At 34.7% G+C, this 18,386-nt stretch carries 17 protein-coding genes and 1 pseudogene; 10 read left to right on the top strand and 8 right to left on the bottom strand.

The features are described from left to right. Window positions 1-43: 43 nt before the first annotated feature. The 4 genes from ACJZL1_RS01120 (at window position 44) to ruvC (ending at window position 2,785) form a co-directional block, all read left to right on the top strand. Window positions 44-718: a TenA family protein gene (locus ACJZL1_RS01120; RefSeq protein ID WP_419247318.1), complete on the top strand. Its 675-nt coding sequence runs from the start codon at window positions 44-46 to the stop codon at window positions 716-718. A gap of 121 nt (window positions 719-839) precedes the next feature. Beyond that, the gene (locus ACJZL1_RS01115; protein ID WP_419247317.1) at window positions 840-1,421 is read left to right on the top strand and encodes a TenA family protein; all 582 of its coding nucleotides are present in this window, start codon (window positions 840-842) and stop codon (window positions 1,419-1,421) included. Window positions 1,422-1,468: 47 nt separating this feature from the next. Continuing rightward, window positions 1,469-2,296, top strand: a complete 828-nt coding sequence (locus tag ACJZL1_RS01110; protein WP_265025485.1) for a cytochrome c oxidase subunit 3 — start codon at window positions 1,469-1,471, stop codon at window positions 2,294-2,296. After that, on the top strand, window positions 2,297-2,785 hold the full coding sequence (ruvC, locus tag ACJZL1_RS01105) for a crossover junction endodeoxyribonuclease RuvC (protein ID WP_253309367.1): 489 nt from the start codon (window positions 2,297-2,299) through the stop codon (window positions 2,783-2,785). Between the two features lie 44 nt (window positions 2,786-2,829). Here ruvC and ruvX read toward each other — a convergent pair whose 3' ends face one another. From ruvX to ychF, 4 genes and pseudogenes are all read right to left on the bottom strand, one after another. After that, the gene (ruvX, locus tag ACJZL1_RS01100; protein ID WP_265025484.1) at window positions 2,830-3,297 is read right to left on the bottom strand and encodes a Holliday junction resolvase RuvX; all 468 of its coding nucleotides are present in this window, start codon (window positions 3,295-3,297) and stop codon (window positions 2,830-2,832) included. A gap of 130 nt (window positions 3,298-3,427) precedes the next feature. Then, complete coding sequence (locus tag ACJZL1_RS01095) at window positions 3,428-3,565, bottom strand: hypothetical protein (RefSeq protein WP_419247536.1); 138 nt, start codon at window positions 3,563-3,565, stop codon at window positions 3,428-3,430. Beyond that, window positions 3,549-4,490, bottom strand: a pseudogene (locus ACJZL1_RS01090) (IS110 family transposase). The gene ACJZL1_RS01095 and the pseudogene ACJZL1_RS01090 overlap by 17 nt, the downstream one beginning before the upstream one ends. Window positions 4,491-4,788: 298 nt before the next feature. After that, complete coding sequence (ychF, locus tag ACJZL1_RS01085) at window positions 4,789-5,883, bottom strand: redox-regulated ATPase YchF (RefSeq protein WP_265034325.1); 1,095 nt, start codon at window positions 5,881-5,883, stop codon at window positions 4,789-4,791. 107 nt (window positions 5,884-5,990) lie between these two features. Here ychF and ACJZL1_RS01080 point away from each other — a divergent pair, with 107 nt between their 5' ends. Together ACJZL1_RS01080 and ACJZL1_RS01075 are read left to right on the top strand one after the other, a co-directional pair. After that, window positions 5,991-6,905: a hypothetical protein gene (locus ACJZL1_RS01080; protein ID WP_419247316.1), complete on the top strand. Its 915-nt coding sequence runs from the start codon at window positions 5,991-5,993 to the stop codon at window positions 6,903-6,905. 84 nt (window positions 6,906-6,989) lie between these two features. Then, window positions 6,990-8,165, top strand: a complete 1,176-nt coding sequence (locus tag ACJZL1_RS01075) for a CCA tRNA nucleotidyltransferase (protein WP_419247315.1) — start codon at window positions 6,990-6,992, stop codon at window positions 8,163-8,165. On the opposite strand, the gene ACJZL1_RS01070 is transcribed toward ACJZL1_RS01075, so the two are convergent. The 3 genes from ACJZL1_RS01070 to ACJZL1_RS01060 form a co-directional block, all read right to left on the bottom strand. Then, the gene (locus ACJZL1_RS01070) at window positions 8,121-10,616 is read right to left on the bottom strand and encodes a hypothetical protein (protein ID WP_419247314.1); all 2,496 of its coding nucleotides are present in this window, start codon (window positions 10,614-10,616) and stop codon (window positions 8,121-8,123) included. The genes ACJZL1_RS01075 and ACJZL1_RS01070 overlap by 45 nt on opposite strands. Window positions 10,617-10,751: 135 nt before the next feature. After that, the gene (locus ACJZL1_RS01065) at window positions 10,752-11,285 is read right to left on the bottom strand and encodes an HK97 family phage prohead protease (protein WP_265025479.1); all 534 of its coding nucleotides are present in this window, start codon (window positions 11,283-11,285) and stop codon (window positions 10,752-10,754) included. A 164-nt stretch (window positions 11,286-11,449) separates the two neighbouring features. Then, the gene (locus ACJZL1_RS01060) at window positions 11,450-12,358 is read right to left on the bottom strand and encodes a hypothetical protein (protein WP_419247313.1); all 909 of its coding nucleotides are present in this window, start codon (window positions 12,356-12,358) and stop codon (window positions 11,450-11,452) included. A 157-nt stretch (window positions 12,359-12,515) separates the two neighbouring features. Between ACJZL1_RS01060 and gap the strand changes: the two genes are divergently transcribed. From gap to ACJZL1_RS01040, 4 genes are all read left to right on the top strand, one after another. Further along, window positions 12,516-13,502 carry a type I glyceraldehyde-3-phosphate dehydrogenase gene (gene gap, locus ACJZL1_RS01055; protein ID WP_265034330.1) on the top strand — a complete coding sequence of 329 codons (987 nt, stop codon included), beginning with the start codon at window positions 12,516-12,518 and terminating at the stop codon, window positions 13,500-13,502. After that, entirely contained in the window at window positions 13,499-14,257 is a 759-nt protein-coding gene (gene tatC / locus ACJZL1_RS01050) for a twin-arginine translocase subunit TatC (protein ID WP_419247312.1), read from the top strand. Before gap ends, tatC begins: the two co-directional genes overlap by 4 nt. Before the next feature lie 168 nt (window positions 14,258-14,425). Then, a complete protein-coding gene (locus ACJZL1_RS01045; RefSeq protein ID WP_265025472.1) occupies window positions 14,426-14,572 on the top strand; it encodes a hypothetical protein in 147 nt (48 codons plus the stop codon). A gap of 447 nt (window positions 14,573-15,019) precedes the next feature. After that, window positions 15,020-16,339 (top strand): hypothetical protein, encoded by a 1,320-nt coding sequence (locus ACJZL1_RS01040; protein ID WP_419247311.1) that lies wholly within the window; start codon window positions 15,020-15,022, stop codon window positions 16,337-16,339. Between the two features lie 773 nt (window positions 16,340-17,112). Here the strand turns inward: ACJZL1_RS01040 and purD are convergent. Further along, window positions 17,113-18,384 carry a phosphoribosylamine--glycine ligase gene (purD, locus tag ACJZL1_RS01035; protein ID WP_419247310.1) on the bottom strand — a complete coding sequence of 424 codons (1,272 nt, stop codon included), beginning with the start codon at window positions 18,382-18,384 and terminating at the stop codon, window positions 17,113-17,115. Window positions 18,385-18,386 lie beyond the last annotated feature (2 nt).

Raw genomic sequence — 18,386 nt, 5'->3', positions numbered from 1 at the left:
AGTGATAATTATTATATTCAGTTTTTATTGTGAGGCTCATGCAATGTATAATGACATAAAAGAAGAATTTTGTAGCATAGCTATAAAAGAATCATCTGATCTTATTGATAGAATAGAAGAACATCCTTTTTATGTTGAATTGATGAATGGCAAATTAAGTTATAAGAAGTTCAAGTTCTACGTTCAACAGACTTTTTTATGCTTAGTGGATTGCACTCGTGCTTTTTTAATTATTGCATCTAGAGCTAATGATATTGAAACAATGGATAAATTAACCTTTATAGCTCGTAAAATATTCAGTATGCGAAGTCTATGTGAGGAGCAGTTTACAGAATGTAACTCATCCGATAGCCACAAAAGATCGAAATCTAGTTCTGCCCTCATTGATTTCTTCATGCGTGCTGCATACCATAATTCAGTAGCTGAAGGCTTAGCAGCTTCTTATCCATGTTTTGGTATGTGTCAGATCACCTTTCAACATACGGTAAAAGATAGCATTCCTTCAAGCAATAAGTATAAAAAATGGATTAATCTCTATAATACTAATATAGTGGATAACACAGCTGATGCTATAACTGAGATTGTGAATAAGCTGTATAGAGAATCTAGTAATAAGGAAAAGAAAAAGATGCTCGAGTTTTTTCGTAACGGATTAGAACTTGAGGTAATATTCTGGGATGAGGTGTATTACTCTAATATATCTAGCAAAGAATATTAGCAGCGGATTATTTACGTTGACTTGATCTTTATCGGTAACTATAGTGTTCAGTGGCATAATTAGGAGCTGTTACGGGTCAAATCTTTTAAAGGATATAATTGAGCATCCTTTTAATGTTAAGTTGGCGAATAACACCCTAAATATAGAGAACTTCAAATTCTATACTCAACAAGAGGCGTTGTTCTTAGGTGATTATATTCGTACCACCTTAATTACTGCATCCAGAATGGAAGATTATAGTAGTATTATCTCGCTTACTGAAGTAGCCCAAAGAGTAGTGACTGTTAATAGAGTGCTATATGACTACTACTTTACTATGTACGGTATAAGTCGTGGAAAGAAATCTCTTGAGTGTTTTAATTTCACTAATTTTCTTTTATCCATCTCGTATAGTAATACCTATGAGGCTATGACGGTTTTGTATTCTTGCATGTTTATATACAAGACTGTCGTTGATAGCATGAAAAATAGATTCAAAAAAAATAATAGATATAGGGATTGGTTTAATTTTTGTTACAGTGATTCAGTAAAGTCTGGATGCATTATTTTGGAAAATATTATTGATGGATATTGCAGCAGAGCAAGAGAAAATGAAAAGAGCAAAATGCTTGAGTTGTTTAGAATAACTGCACAATTTGTGTTAGATTTTTTGAACGGTGCATATAATTTTTCAAGATTCAATCAATTTCCTAAGGAACATTGACAATTTTAAGCTAATTTGTATCCTTAGTAAGTATTTTTTAAAATGCTATGAAAAGTAAAGAACATGATTTTCATTTAGTGGACCCAAGTCCTTGGCCAATTGCTATATCAGCAGCAATTCTTATTCTTGCACTTGGATTAGTTGGCGCGCTTCATAAACAAATTTTCGGAATGTTTGGTTTAGCTTTAGGCATCTTCGCGGTATCAGGGGTGCTGTTCTACTGGTGGAGAGATGTAATAAGGGAGGCCATTTATGATAAATGTCATACTACCATTGTAAAACATGGACTCAAATTTGCAATGTACTTATTTATTCTCTCGGAGGTCGTATTTTTTATAGTGTTCTTTTGTTCATTCTTTAAAGCCTGGCTTGATCCAGTTTTTTTATTTGAGGCGTTTTCTCCTGCAAAAAAAGTTGAATGGCCCCCTGAGGGAATTTTGCCACCTGATCCGTGGTCACTACCATTCATGAATACATTAATATTATTGCTTTCTGGTACAACAATTACTTGGGCAAATCACTCTTTACTTGAAAATGATAAAAAGAGCATGATTAAAATGCTGTCCATAACTATATTGCTTGGGGTTTTTTTTATAATAGTGCAAGCAATAGAGTATCATGAAGCGAGTTTTTCTCTACAAGAAACAGGAGAAAAGCTTATTTATACATCCAATTTTTATATGATTACCGGTTTTCACTGCGCACACGTTATAATAGGAATAATATTTTTATCAGTGTGTTTATTTAGAGCACGGAAAGGCCAATTTACACTTCAGGACCATTTGTGCTTTGAGTTTGCCTCCTGGTATTGGCACTTTGTAGATGTAGTCTGGATATTTTTATTTTTATTTATTTATTGGTTAAGCGTTTATTAAGTGGTTAAAATAATAGGTCTAGATCCAGGGATAAGCAAGACTGGTTGGGCCATTATCAGCCTGAACGAGAAAAATAATATTGAATTTTTGGGCGGCGGTACCATATCAACTGATGGTAAATTGGGTACAGGTGAACGCTTACATATAATTTTTGAACAATTAAAGAAAGTAATATTTCAATATTCTCCGAATGAAGCTGCAGTAGAAAAAATTTTTGTTAATAAAAATCCTAAATCTTCACTAACTTTAGGATATGCAAGAGGGGTTGTAATTTTAGCGTTAAAAATAACAAAGCTAACTATGAATGAATATGATGCAAACTATGTAAAAAAAAGCATTACCGGAAATGGCCATGCTGATAAGGATCAGATTATATTTATGGTGAAGCAAATAGTTAAAAATTTGAGTATAAAATGCCACCATGCTGCTGACGCTCTTGCTGTAGCAATTTGTCATGCTTATACGAAAGGTTCTTGTTTTGTTGAGTAACTTTTATATGAGATTCAGTTTGAAGATTTCCAGATCTGAAAAAACTATTTGATTGTATTTATCTTGTCTAACGTTCGTTGCAAAATAATACATGCGGAGATTTTATCATCTATTTTTTTCGATTTTGTGATTGATATTCCAGTAATTTTTAGTGTATGAGTTGCGATAGATGTTGAGAAGCTTTCGTCTTGTAAGTATATATTTACTTTATATTTTTTTATTATTTTATTTGCGAATTGGATTATGGTTTTACACCATTTAGTTTCTTGCTCGTCCATTTTGAATGGTAGTCCTATTACCATTGATCCAGCTTCATTTTCTTTGAATATTCTATGCAGATAACCTAAATCTTTGTTCATATTTTCCCTATAATATACACTATGAGCTGTGGCTATAAGCTGTGTTTTATCGCTAAATGCTATGCCTAGTTGCTTTTCTCCCATGTCAAGGCACATTATGCGCTTATCTTTTGGAATAGACTTTAGGAACTCATCTGGATTTCTATGTAGCATCTATTAGACTTCCTTTAAAGTGGCCCTACCCAGAAAAAGTAGAGAGAAAGTTAAGAAAATTTTTTACAAAAAGAATAATGAATCAAATTGCTCAGGAATGCAATAATTAATAGCAGAATGCTTATGCTGTTTAATACACAGCTTCTAATTTAAACTCAACTGTATATTCTCTTCTTTTTGTTATTACTACTCCTTTTGAAAAAACATTTTTATTATAAAAAAACGCCTTTTCTTTCTCTTCACTTTTTCTCCTATGATTGTTGTCCAATAAAAAATTCAAATTTTGTGAAATCTTTAAAAACCCAGTCATTTTTAAGAGTATAGAAAATAGTTGTAAGAAATTTCCTGGCAGTAGCAATAATAGCCTTAGTAGAACCACGCTTTTTTTTTACATAAGCTGTTCAGATAAGCGTATAGCAACCCAAGTACACTGCACTAAAGAATATCACGTTTGTTCCGATCGTGCACTGTTGATTAGATTGAGAAACTCGTGGCACAATTCCAAAATATGCAGTAAGTTTCTCAGGCCTATGAAAATCATTAATGTCTCCAATTGTTGCAATAAAAATAGCTGCAGAAATTGGGCCAATTCCTTTTATGCTGATAAGGTTCAGGAAGCTGTTTGGCAAAAGCTATAATTTCCCTCTCAAGTTTTTTAAGATTTCCCGAATAGCTTCCAAATGATAGCTAATTACTTCAATTTCAACCTTTTCTAAAGGATCCCAAGTATACTTTCCAATAGCACCCACCTTAGTTGTAAGTGCTTCCTTTTTAATTTTTATCCCATGGTAATTAAAAAGACCATGCATTTTATTGATTAAAGATACCCGTAACTGGTCTCTTGTTTGAAGAAGAGAAGCTAACTGCTTGCATTGTTTGCTTTGCTTCAGGCAACATACCTTTGCTTAGAAAAAAAGCAATAGCTCGCGCATCTTGCTTGTCCGTTTTGTTCACAGAGCAACGAACAACTTCAAACTGTCCAGGAGACCACGCTCTTAACATAAGGTGACACTGCGTCATAAAAAAAACAGCTATTGCCTGTTAGCTATTTCATCTGTTTCTTGAAGATTTCTGATAAAATCATTTAAGTCTTTTAAGCGAAACGTTTGAATATACTCCGATTTTCCTTCTTGCAAGTAACAAACAGTAAAACTATTGGTATAATGCCTATGTGACGCATATTTTTCCTCCAATTGCACATTTCAATATATCAGAGTACTGGTTGGTCCAAACTCCTATACGAGGTCATCACATTTTGTGAGCCTCACCGGTGGCAGAATCTGAGTAACGAGGTCTTCTTTCATATACTTTATACAAGAACACTCAGAAAAAGTGCCAACCTGCCACCTATCCACTCTGAAAAGTGATTATCTTCTCTTGCTTCCAACCAAGCAATACCTAATTCATACCTTCTGGGTAAGGTCAATTGTTTCTTAAACCTCTCCCCTAAACGGATACACTGTAGAAGGAGAGTTTCTTCTCCCCAGAAAGCTACACATTAAACCTAAAGTGCATTATATCACCATCTTGTACGATATAATCTCTGCCTTCAAAGCGAATTTTTCCTGCGTCTTTACAAGCCGGTTCACTTCCATACTTTATGTAGTCTGCAAAGCTTATAGTTTCTGCTTTTATGAAGCCTTTCTCAAAATCAGTGTGGATTGCACCTGCAGCTTTGTCAGCTGTTGATCCTATTTTTACTGGCCATGCCCGTGCTTCTTTGGGGCCCACAGTAAAGAAAGTTATCATACTCAGCACTTCATACATAATACGCGCTACTCCATCAAGGCCTGATTCTTGTAAGCCAAATTCTGATAAAAAACTCTGTTTTTCCTCTTCACTATCAAGATTTGCAATATCTGCTTCAAGTTTTGCTGAAATGCAATAAAATTTGCTTTTATTTTCCTCCGCCATTCTCTCTACCTTTTTAGATAATTCATTGCCAGTTATAACATTTGTATCTTCAACATTGCAAACGTACATAACGGGCTTTGTTGTGAGCAATTGAAGCGACTTCATCTCATCTCCATCGATATTCTCCAAGCTTCTTGCAGGTTTACCTAATTTTAAAGTAGCTAATACCTCTTGCATTAATTCAAGTTGTCTCTTTAGCTCTTTATCACCTTGCTTTGCTTTCTTTTCCAATTGAGGAAGCCTTTTTTCTATGCTATCAATATCAGCTAGGATTAATTCCATCTCTACCACTTCAGCATCTGATATTGGATCTATTTTACTGTGTACGTGGCTAATATCGTCATCCGTAAAGCACCTGAGCAGATGAACGATGGCATCAACTTCTCTGATATGGCTTAAAAATTTATTGCCGAGCCCTTCACCTTTGCTCGCACCCTTTACCAGACCTGCAATATCTACAACTTCTAATTGGTTGTAGATTACCTTCTCTGAACCGGCAATTGCTGCGATTTGTTTCAAGCGCTGATCTTTTATCGAAATCTTGCCTATATTTGGCTCGATTGTGCAGAAAGGATAATTTGCAGCTTCGGCTGCACTTGACTCTGTAAGCGCATTAAATAAGGTTGATTTTCCTATGTTTGGTAACCCAACTATACCACAGTTAAAGCTCATATTTGCTATTTAAAGCCATAATTATTGCATAATTTAAGAATTTTTGCTATACTTAATTAGTTACAATTTTGTTGGTATAGTAATATATATTAAATTGAGGTAAAACCATGACTACAGCTCAGAAGCAGAAGCTACTAAGTGATTTTTACAATGTTGAAAGTGAAGTAACTTCTTTAAATAGTAATTCTTACCCTGACAATTTTTATGTAGGGCAAGCAATTGGTAATGGAAGCTGCTTTTTTGACTCGTTCAGACAAAGTCTAGAACAACAGACAGGAGAGCAAGTTACTGTCGAAAAATTAAGAAATGATTGTAGGGAATTTGCGCAAAAGAATCCGCCAGAATGGTTTATAGATGCAATTGCCAATAGTTATGATAACAATGGCCAGCGCCGTAATGAGACTGTAAGTGATTATACAGCAAATATCATGAACAACAGTAGATGGGGTGATTCTGACATTGAAGGCAGAATACTTTGTGAAAAGTATGGTGTGAAATTGCATGTTGTAGAGAGTAACCCATTGCGTGCTATTGACATCCAACAAGATCGGTTTTTGCATCAATTAATAGACAATTCAGGTTCAAAAAATGCAGGTGAATACAATAAAGTTGATTATGATGATAGTAGTATTGTGCATGTAATAAACAAAGGCGGATTGCATTTCGAACCGTTGCTTGATAGAAATAAAAGTTTAGCAAAACAATTACAAGAGGAAGCTAAACTTAAACAAGAGCAAGAACAAGAAGATTTCCTATTAGCAAAAAAACTTCAGGTAGACGAGATCTTAGAGTATTGTAACCTTTCAAAGGATATCTCTGAGAGAGCAGAGGTTGAGAAGAGATTTGATGAGTTATTGGCAGAAAATGCTGATGGAAAAATTTGTGATGTTGTAGGGCAGTGCGTTAGTGATATAAAGCAGCGCATAGAGCGCTCTGAGAAGCAAAACCCTTCAAATTTACCAAGATGTGGTATGGAGGAACCAAGAATAGAAAAAGCATTTCATCAACAACCACACCTGTAAAATCTTTATAGCCCTATATATTTTTATATGGGGCTTTTTGCAAGCATTTCATATAATATGAACTTGCAGTACGTACTAACCTAAATGCAAGTTGACCATGAAACTAGTTTAATTATTGATGCCATAGAGGAATTTGGTGGTGAGGCTAGGCTTGTCGGCGGGTGTGTGAGAGACTCAATTTTGCAACGTGATGTCCACGACATCGATTTAGCTACTAATTTGCCTCCCAATCAAACGATTAAAGCGCTAAAACTCCGTAATATAAAAACTATTCCAACTGGCTTAAAACATGGGACTATAACTGCGGTTCTAAATCAAAGATCTTTTGAGATCACAACACTAAGGCATGATGTGAAATGTGATGGCAGGCATGCAAAAGTAGAATTTACTAATAATTGGCAAGCGGATGCTTCAAGGCGCGACTTTACATTTAACGCTCTATATGCAGATAAGCATGGCCATATATATGATTACTTTGGTGGTATCGAGGATTTAAAGGCGCGAAGGTTAAACTTTATAGGCAACGCTGAAGATAGAATTAAAGAAGACTATCTACGTATTTTAAGAGCATTTCGTTTTCATGCAAAAATATGTGTCGGAGATTTGAGTGATGAAATACTAAGCGTATGCAAAAAGCATTCGCATATGATCCAAAACCTCTCTGGAGAGAGAATAAGAGATGAAATACTTAAATTGCTGGAGTGCAATGATCCTTTTCCAACACTTAAGAGCATGCAAGAATCTGATGTTTTGCAAAAGATTATCCCAAAAGAAGTAAAATGCGAAATTCTGTCTTCGCCACTTCTTTTGGGCACTGATGCACTAGTAAAATTAGCGTTACTCCTTAGGACCACTAAAAAAAATGACAGGCTAAGTCTTGGAGAATATGTAAGCAAATTTTTACGTCTTTCAAACAAGCAAAAGAAAAAGCTGCTATTTTTACTATCCAACGATATCAAAACAGAACTCTCAGAAAAAGAGCAAAAAAAGTACATATCTTTATTTGGTAGAGAACTATATTGTAATTTAATAAAAATTTGTGGTGTTGAGTCTGGAGAAAATATTGACAAATACATTTCATTTGCTGATACATTCAATATTCCAAAATTTCCTTTATCTGGCGATGATTTGATAAATATAGGTCACCAGCCAGGAAAAAGTTTAGGTAAAAACTTAGAGTTGCTCAGGCAACATTGGGAAGACAGCTCCTACACTTTAACAAAAGAGGAGCTGGTGCTTTATGCTAAGAGCATACTCTAACTGCTTTCCGGCTCTCAATGAATGTATGCTTGCAATATTAGGGGAACTCATCGAGGAATGAGGTCCTCTTATCTTGTTGATAACTTCAGTACTGAGTTTGTACATATTTTCTTTCCCTGGAATTCGGCTACACATTTTCTGATCTGGAGATAAAAATTTATCTCTTATGCTTGATACTAGCTGTAACTTTTGAATCTCACTTGAAAAAGACTTCATTTTAGCCTCTGCTAATTCTTTCACGACAATTTCTTTAAGTAATTCTCCTGAGTCGTTATTATTATTATTTTTGCTATTAAAGCTGTGCAAGATAGAGTCTACAATCTTATTTACCCCTTCTTCTTGTTTGTTAAATTCTAATTTTTTTACGCATTTTCTAACAGAAGGTGACAACTTGGCTTTTAACGTGCCATCTCGTGGTTCTTTACCTACATTTTCTCCAATGTTACAATGTTTGTTGACAACTTCTTTAACCTTGGCTTCTATGATCTCCCTTGCGGATTGTTTTAAATTACTTTCTAATAATTTAAGTAATTCTTTACTTTCAAATTTTCCACTATTTTTATTTGATAGAGATTTTATGGTTTCATCAAGCACGTTATGGCAAAAGTGCTTTTCTTTAAATTCAGGAAAACCTTTTTTTAACTCCTCGTTTTTCCTAGATAAAAAGTTATTGAGATTCTTATCCCCAAAAAGCTTATTGGGCAAGTTCCGCAATTTTGAAAGGGTTGATCTACTAGAGCTAGTAGTTGATTTTCCAGTAGATACTGTGCTTACCAAACTCACTGCATCTGGCTTGTGAGCTTTTGTTTGTTCTTGTGATTTTTTAGTTTCTCCATCAATATCTTCTAACCTTTTATCAACACCCTTTAACTTTTCTTCCAACTTTTGTTGTTCTTGATTATTTAACAGTTGTTGTTGCTTTAACTGTTCTTCCACAATTGACAAATTTCCCTTTAAGCTATCTATTTCAGTTAACTGATCCCTTTTTTCTTCCTGTAGTCTCTTAATATCAGCTTCCAATTGGCTTTCTACTTGCTTCTGTTCCTTTTTTAGCTGCTCAATCAACTTCTCTTGTTCTGCAAGCTTTTCTTGTAACGCTTCATCTGACTCTTTCTTTAATTCTGCCTTTAGTCTTTCTATTTCTTCAGCTTTATTCCCTTCTAAGATCTGCTTTTCTTCTTCAGTAGCATTTAGCTGACTGATTAAAATTTTTAATTTATCTTCTAAGTCAACTTTTTTTCCCTGTAGTCGTTGCTCTTGATTATTTATTAATAGCTCTTTTTCTAACATTCCTATCACATCCAAAAAAACTTTCTTTAAGCTATCATCTATTCCAGCTAACTCCCATTCTTTACTTCCTTCTAAGATCTGCACCTGTTTTTGTAATTTAGAAACCTCATTTTTTGAGTCTTCTCTCTCTTTTACTGCAGTTCTTAATTGACTATTTAAATCTTTCAATTTATCTTCTAAATCAATCTTTTCTTTCTCTAATTGTTGCTTAGATTCCTGAGTGCTTTTCAATTGTATTCTCAATTCCTCCATTCCAGCTAATTGATCATTCAATCTGTCTATATCTGATTTCTGCCTTCCTATTTCATGATCTAAATTCCCAACTTTGCCTTCTAATTCTGCATTTTTTTCTTGAGCTTGCTTTAATTCACCTGCTAGCTTGCTAATTTCTTCTTCCTTTTCCTGAAATGATACACTAAAAGTACTACCCAGTACAGATTCTGAATTTGTTAAAATATCAATAAATTCTTGTACCTTCTCTTTAAGAACTTCACTTTCCTGAGCAACCAAATTTTGTTCATTAAGAATTCCCTTATCTCCATCTTTAATGGTACTTATTAACTGATCATGTGTACTATTTATGCCCTGTGCTCCGAACTCATCCATAAGCTTCTTTAGATCAGCGCCAAGGTGCTCATGTTCTTTTCCAATTTTACCTACCTCCAATAAAATGCTATCTATTTTTTCTACAGTACTATCACTTTCTGACAACACTGTAAAATTCTCTAAATATTCTTCATCTTCTTGAACCTCTCCATTCTCGCTTATTACTTCACTCTGGCTCCCTTTTTCTGCAACTTCAGATTCTAAATCAGCTTCAATATTTTTATCCGTTGTTTCAATGTATTCGGTCTGCATTGTCGTATCTTGAAATGTAGTTTCATCCTTACTTATTACTTCACTTTGACTCCCTTTTTCTGCAATCTCAGGTTCAATTTGAGCACTTTCATCTGTTATTTCAGGATCATCAGTCCGAATTTCATTACTTCCAGTAGCTTTATCGTAATATAGAATATTTTCTGCCCATTTGTTCCATTTCTTTGGTAGTATTCGTCCAATTGTTTTTAAGTACAACCAAGCAAATACAGTAGACCAGCTGTATTTTTTTTCCTTTCGTTTAACATTAATTTTATAATTAACTGTATTATTAATATTTAGCATAAAATTACCTTATTTTTTAACTTTAATTTACAGAAAATTTTAACAGTAATAAAGTTATATATATTAGTATAAATGTTAAATAAATACTAACGCAGGCGTCAAATTATGGTAAAGTCTTTGCCCGCCTAATACACTTTAAGCAGAAATACACATGTCTGTAAGTACAGCATTTGCTTTTCCTATCGCTCTTGCTAACATTTCCTGTTCATTGTTCTGATTTTTCACATTGATTACCTGAGCAGCCAAGTTTGCAGGAAAAGTGACCAGACTGACTTCCCATAATTCCACTTGTTTTAACACTCTAGCTCCGCTTTTATGATCAACATCATACTCTATAGGTATATAGCCGATGGAAAGTCCGTTAATTGCTCCAGTTTTGAGCATCAAATACACTTCTTCTGCTTTCTGAATACCCAAAAGTAAATGTGCAATTATATATAGACCAACATCATTCTCATAAATATCTATGATACTACCTATAGGTTCACCTGGATTGTGCTGCCAAAGGAGTTTTATTTTATTTCTGTTTAAATTTTCCTTAAATGCCCCAGGTAAGATCAGGTCATTTTGTTTATCAACTATATTAAAAACGCTAGCATAACCAGAAAATACACCGTTTTCTCCTATACTTTTTATTGACAATGGTGAATAGAGAAATTTCTTATTCATAAAGCCTCCTGTAGGTTATAGTATTGGGAATTTTGTTTGTATAATGCACTGCAATGTCAAATCTATTATATGCAGTTCTCTAAAAAGGGGAAGTATTTTTTTTAAGTAACAAAATAGCAAGGTTTTATGACTTGCTATTTTGTATACAGAAGGGTAGGGGAGAGCTATCTGTTCTGTTCTTGCATATTTGGTTGTTCAGTTGCAACATCTTCCAAATTTGTAGAGACAGGAGCAAGCGCCCTTCTCACCAAAGCCGTTGACAATGCAGCACCAATTCCTGCTCCGGCTGCAGCTATCAGACCAGATCTTAATGATTCTTGAAATCCCACATTTATTCCAATTGCTCTTCTAGTTATGCTGAAACCTAAAATTACCATGCCTCCTGCTAAAGCTGCTGATAATCCAGCCATTGGTTCACTTATTGAGTGTACTAACCTTTGTGCTATTTCTCTTGATGTTGTAATATCCATGGAGTCTGAGTATCTCAGTTGCCGTGATAATACAAGGTATGGTATGGACAGCAATCCTCCAAGTGTTGCCGTAACAATGTTACCTACTTCTGATTCTCCCAGACGAGTTTCTGGGTATGTCATTACAGCGGATATTGCAAGTACTCCACGACATATATCTATTCCTGACCATTGTCCTAAAATTCTATTTCGTCTTTCTTCTTGCATAGATGCTATAAGTTCTGCCCTAGACTCCATAATTTCTCTAAACAACATCGTAGCTTGTTCCTGTTGTGAAACCTCACGTACTCGCCCTAACTCTTGTGAAGTTTTCCCTCCGATACTTTTTACAGCATCTTCTAAGTCTAACAACGATCTGTTATTTAACCTTACACCATTTTGACTATCACAAGAGACAATGCAGTCTAAAATTGTCATTCTCAGATTATCATTAATTTCTATATCATCATTAATATGATCTCTTAATTCATCGATAATCTTTAATGCTCGATCTTGCATATCTCTTACTTCTTCTTCACTAGCTTGTGCAACTATGAGAAAAATTATTCCAAGCAAATCTTGTTGTAAGTTTTTTAATTTTTTTAAATCCATAATAATTACCATTAATATTTAAATATTTTAGTGAAATAATATAGTACTATAGTTATCCAATCAAGATAAATAATTAATATATTAAGGAATAAAATGCCAATTAGCAGTCAAAAGAATAGAATGAAATATCAAGCGATATCCTCTATAATTAAATTTTTTGAATGAAGAGATGACGATTCGTGTAGGAATTAATGGTCTGGGTAGAATAGGAAGAAGTGTTCTGCGCGCTATCCATGAAGTGGAAAAATATAGCAAGCAGATAGAAGTTGTAGCAGTGAACGGATCGCTCGGTGCTGAGCAGCATGCACATTTGATTAAATATGATTCTGTTCATGGCAAATTCAGTGGTGATATTGATTTTAATGAGTCTCAAAATTGGCTATCTATAAATGGCAGAAAATTTTCTTTATATAGAGAACGGAGCCCTGAAAATATTCCTTGGAATGTTGATGTAATACTTGAATGTACTGGTGCATTTAACAAGCGTGAAGAAGCAATAAGGCACAATGCAGAGAAAGTAATTGTCTCTGCTCCAGTTCCGGATGCTGATGTCACTATAGTTTACGGTGTGAATAACGATATGCTCGAAAAAGAGCATAAAGTGATATCAGCAGGTTCTTGCACTACAAATTGCCTGGCTCTAATTGTGCAGGTTCTACACTCCAATCTAGGTATAAAAAGCGGTTTTATGACTACTATACATGCCTACACGAATGATCAAAATGTTCTTGATGGTAATCATAAAGATTTGCGCAGGGCAAGGGCTTGCGGACTATCTATGGTGCCAACTACAACCGGGGCAGCAAAAACAATCGGTTCTGTAATTCCTGAATTAAAGGGAAAGCTAGATGGCACTGCCGTCAGAGTTCCAGTTAGCAATGTTTCTATGGTTGATTTTACATTTACGACTGATAAGAAAGCGACCGTTAAAGAAATAAATGAAATGTTTAAGGATGCAGCAAGCAATGTGCTTTCTGTATGTGCGGAACCTTTAGTTTCAATAGACTTTGTGCATAACCCTTATAGTGCAATTGTGGATTCAACTGGTACATATGTTACAGGCAACATCTGTAGAGTTGCAGCGTGGTATGACAATGAGTGGGCTTTTTCGCTGAGAATGTTAGACATAGCATTATTGAGCCATAGTAAAGTATGAATGAAAACTCGAACAAATATGCCTCTTTTTATGAGCACTTTGCGGAACTCAGAAAAAGAGTTATCTTTTGCTTTCTATTTTTTTGCGTTGCTTTTGGTTTTTGTTACTACTTTAAGGAAAATATATACCGTTTTTTACTTGCACCTTTAATAGAAGCAACAAAAGGTAGCAAAGGTTTTTCTTTAATTTACACAGACTTAACAGAGGCATTTTTTGTGTATCTCCAAGTTGCAATAATGAGCGCACTTTTGTTTTCTTTTCCTGTGTTTGCATGGCAATTTTATATGTTCTTAGCACCTGGGTTATATAAAAGTGAAAGGGCAGTGTTGTTGCCATACTTAATTGCAACACCGGTTTTATTTGTAACGGGAGCTACTGTAGTCTATTACTATATATTTCCTTTAGCCTGGAAGTTTTTCATCACTTTTGAACATAGTGGGAAATCTTTCGGTATACCAATAGAGTTTATGCCATCAGTTAGCGAATATTTAGACCTCGTTCTCCAATTTATGTTTGCATTTGGCACTGCATTTCAAATTCCAGTAATACTCACATTGATGGTGAGAGTAGGGTTACTCACTACACAAAGTTTGTCAAATAAACGCAGAATTGCAATAGTGGTAATTTTTATTATTGCTGCAATCTTAACTCCACCTGATGTATTAAGCCAAGTAGGGCTTGCAATACCTATGCTGATTCTATATGAATTGTCCATTCTGATATGTAGGTATATTGAGAAGAAGGCAAAGGATTGAATATAGATAGAGTGCTTAAAAAAACAAGAATATTAGTTGTTGAAAAAAAAGATGAATACCTGAGCGCCTTTTCTTGTTTGAGTGTATGTGATATGTGATGCCACTCCGGTTGATTTTTTTGTTAAAATATGGAATAATTAAGCTTAAGTTTTTATGTTAGGTAAGTATATGGTAAATCAAAGATTACAGATAGTACATTTCCAGTTAAGGGAAGCAATCAATGACAGAGCTTATATACGTATACCTGACATTTTAACAGAAGTATCAGGAGATGAGTTACTGCAAGTTCTTACTCGGCAAGATATTAATATATAATACTTAAAGAGATACTTTAACACTTTCTCTTAAGTGCTAATCTGGAGGTTCAACAAGTTGCTGTTTGAAAGGTTGGGAAATAGTTTTATTAGTATCGAAAATTACATAATATATATTATGGAAAATAAAATCACATAATATAAGAAGCAAGGTTTTCCTACGTCATACCGCGATTCATTCGCGGTATAGATTCCGCTAACTAGTAGCGGAATGACGAATTTGTCGTTTTTCAAATTGTCGGTAAATCTAAGTCAGTTTAGCTATATAAAACATAGTATAAAAAGAGCTATTTCAGCAAAATTTTAAACAAATAAAATTCATTAGCTTCACAATTGGCACTTTATGAGAAAAGTACATTTGATATACAGATTTAAAATACAAGTTAACGAATTATTATGATTTTTACCAAGATAATAATATAGCAAGGTTTGGTAGTGAGGTATCAAAATGGGAAAATACATCAACGCATGGTCTTATAAGAAGACTGACCATCACGATTGTGCAAACGATGGTACTTGTGGGCAATCTATAACGGATTTTAGGATTGGTAATTCTGACATTTCTTTCTACGATAACTATGGAAGAACGATCGCACAGATACCTAAGTTGCCTAACGGAAACTCTATTACATACTATAATAATTTATATAAAACTGCACAATCAAGAAACTTTGATGAGAATACAAAATACGCAGGATTACAAGATGTGCTGCCTAATCAATTCAACTATAGGTGTAAAGATCTAGATTTCACCATAAATTTTGATAGCCTATCACAACGCGAGCAAGATCAAGTAAAAATGGATATCCAAAGTGCTTATGATGCATATAAAGCAAAGTTTTGTATTGATAGACCAGGAGCTGTACAGATCTATATTTTTAATAATAAAGATGATTATAGGAAATATGGTGCTCTAATTCCGAGATTTGCTGGACATCAGAGTATGATTGATAATTCTGGGGGAATGGCATCTGAAGAAAGCCTGATGTGCTATAAAAATGCTTATATGGATAATGTTTTAGCCCATGAATTGGGTCACGTATTTCAATTCAAGTTTTCCCCAACAAAAGTAAGGGAATTGGACCAGGTAAATAGTCAGCTGATGGCAAATGCAATTGGGCTTGAGGTAGAAGAAAAAAATTATAAAGCTATTTGCAAGCAGATGGGTGTAGATGAATATAACGACCGTGGATGGATGTTTCAATTTAAATATAAAGGAACCAATTATGATATACAACACAATGGTTATCTTTCAGCAGAAGAAGAAAAACTTCAATTTATCAAAGACATTAAGAACTCTCATGAATCGCTCATTAATGAAGGGCAATTAAGTCAGAATACAACTGTAGTAATTTCTATTGATGAAAATAAGGAGATAAGTCAAATGTATTTTCATAATCCAGACAAGAATATGTCCGACTGGTTAGATAAGATACTTATAAGCAGAAGTAAACCTGAACAAGATGTGGATGAAGTAGATCATACAGAAGGAAAAGAACCCGAAGAGGATACTCAGCAACCCAGTAACTTCTTATCCAATATTTTTTCAGCAATTAAATCCATTATTGATTCTATCTCGTCATTCTTTTCATGGTTATTTGGGTCTAAAGAGGAAGAACAATCTGATGACAATCTTTCTTTGCTTAACTTATCAGAAGAACAATCCGATGACAATCTTTCTTTGCTTAAACCTGATGTGGATAAGTTAGGTCACGATGTTAGAGATCACTTATCAGATCATTATCACTCACCTGATGAGTTCATGTAGTGTAACTATTTTATAGCCACTCCCCTCCCCTTTTTAGTTGTTCAGCAAATATAGAGAGGCTAAAGGGAGTGGTATTACTTAGATAAAAAACCAGGCAGATCATTCTGAAATTCTTGCATTTTCTGTCTATAACTAACCCAAGAAAGGTTTCCCGCGATTCATTCGCGGTATCTCAGCCGCTAACAAGTAGCGGGATGACAGCAATTCTACGTCATACCGTCACGGTATCTCATCCGCTAACACGTAGCGGGATGACGGTTGTCGTTTAGCTATAAATATTTAAGAAATTTACCAAATGAAAAAAAAGGCAAAAGAAGCCCCGTGGTTATTATCCGCTTTAAAATATTGGCGTTTTTTATGTTTTAAACGCTTGACAAGCGAGATTCAGCTGCTTTTAATTGCAACTAACCTACGCTGCAAATGTTTAAGAAATTTACTAAGCAGAAAAAAAGACAAAGAATCCCCGAGTTAGCTAGTCTTTTACTATCTCTGTCGAGTATTGGCATTTTTTGATGTCTTGTAACGCTTTATAAGCGCGTTCAGCTTATTTAGATAAAAATCTAGATGTAGATGAAGTTTTGTAAAGACATACAGTATCTATATACTGCAAAAAATTGAACATAAGACGCCGATACATTAAGTAATCCTTACCTTTTAATCTGCAGATTGGCGAAAGCAAATACAATAGCTTCAGTTTCATGATAAGGGCGCTGGCGGAGTTTGTCAAGGAAGTTTTTCGTTTCTGTGAGCCACCCGCTAACCGACAGCTAACATTAACTACCAATATCATATCTGAAGAAACCCCCTGGCCATTCTAAAAAATTTAATGCTGAGTACACCTTACTTTTGGCTTCCTCTATAGTGCTCCCTTCTGCTACTATATTTAGCACTCTTCCGCCATCTGAAACCCAATTACCACTCTCATCTAATTTAGTACCAGCATGAAACACCAATATACCAGGAATGCTTTCAATTTTATCTAATCCCTTAATTACTTCTCCCTTTTGATAATCACCCGGATAGCCTTTACTTGCAACAACTACACAAATTGTAGATTTGTTATTAAGCTCCACCATTTTGACATTTAACTTTCCTTCTGCAGCTGACAACATCAATTTTAACAAATCGCAATTTGAATCAAATCTAGGTAATATAGATTGCGTTTCTGGATCACCGAATCTAACGTTATACTCGAGAAGTTTTGGACCATCTCTGCAAATCATTAAACCAGCAAAGAGTACTCCCTTATAAGGCGTACCCATGTTAACCAATGCTTGAGCTGTAGGGTATATTATTTTTTGGATAATTTTTTGCTCCATGTCCTTACTTATAATTGAAGGTGATGAGTACGATCCCATGCCTCCAGTATTTTGGCTTTCATTACTTTCATCAACTCTCTTATAATCTTTTGCACACCCAAGAGTTACTACTTTCAACCCATCAACAAGAGCAAAAAAACTTACTTCTTCTCCAATTAAAAACTCTTCTATGATTATTTCTTCGCCTGACTCACCAAAATTTTTCTCCACTAGCATTGAATCTATTGCTGAAAAAGCTTCGTTTTCTGCGCAACATATCATCACGCCTTTCCCTGCCGCAATTCCATTTGCTTTCACTACAAGTGGAAACTTTATTTTATTGCTACGTACAAAATCTTTAGCTAATCCTTCATCAACAAAACACTCATACTTGGCAGTTGGTATGCCATATCGCTTGCATAGTCCCTTGGTGAAAGACTTTGATCCCTCAAGCTTTGCAGTTGCTTGACTCGGAGCAAAAACATTTATTCCCTCTGCAACTAAATCATCAGCAAGCCCATCAATTATTGGTTGTTCTGGACCAATAACAACCAACTCTATATTTTCTCTCTTGCAAAATTGTGTAACATCCACTGAATTTTGAATATTTACATCCACAAGAACTCCCAAATTTTCCATTGCCGGGCGACCAGGAGTTACATATAACTCAGTCAAGATAGGAGATTTTTTTAGAGCCCAAAGTAGAGCGTGCTCACGTCCACCAGAACCTATAACCAGAACCTTCATCT

This window comes from Wolbachia endosymbiont of Rhagoletis indifferens (assembly GCF_048537595.1).
Classification (GTDB): domain Bacteria; phylum Pseudomonadota; class Alphaproteobacteria; order Rickettsiales; family Anaplasmataceae; genus Wolbachia.
This window is presented reverse-complemented; position numbering and strand designations above follow the sequence as displayed.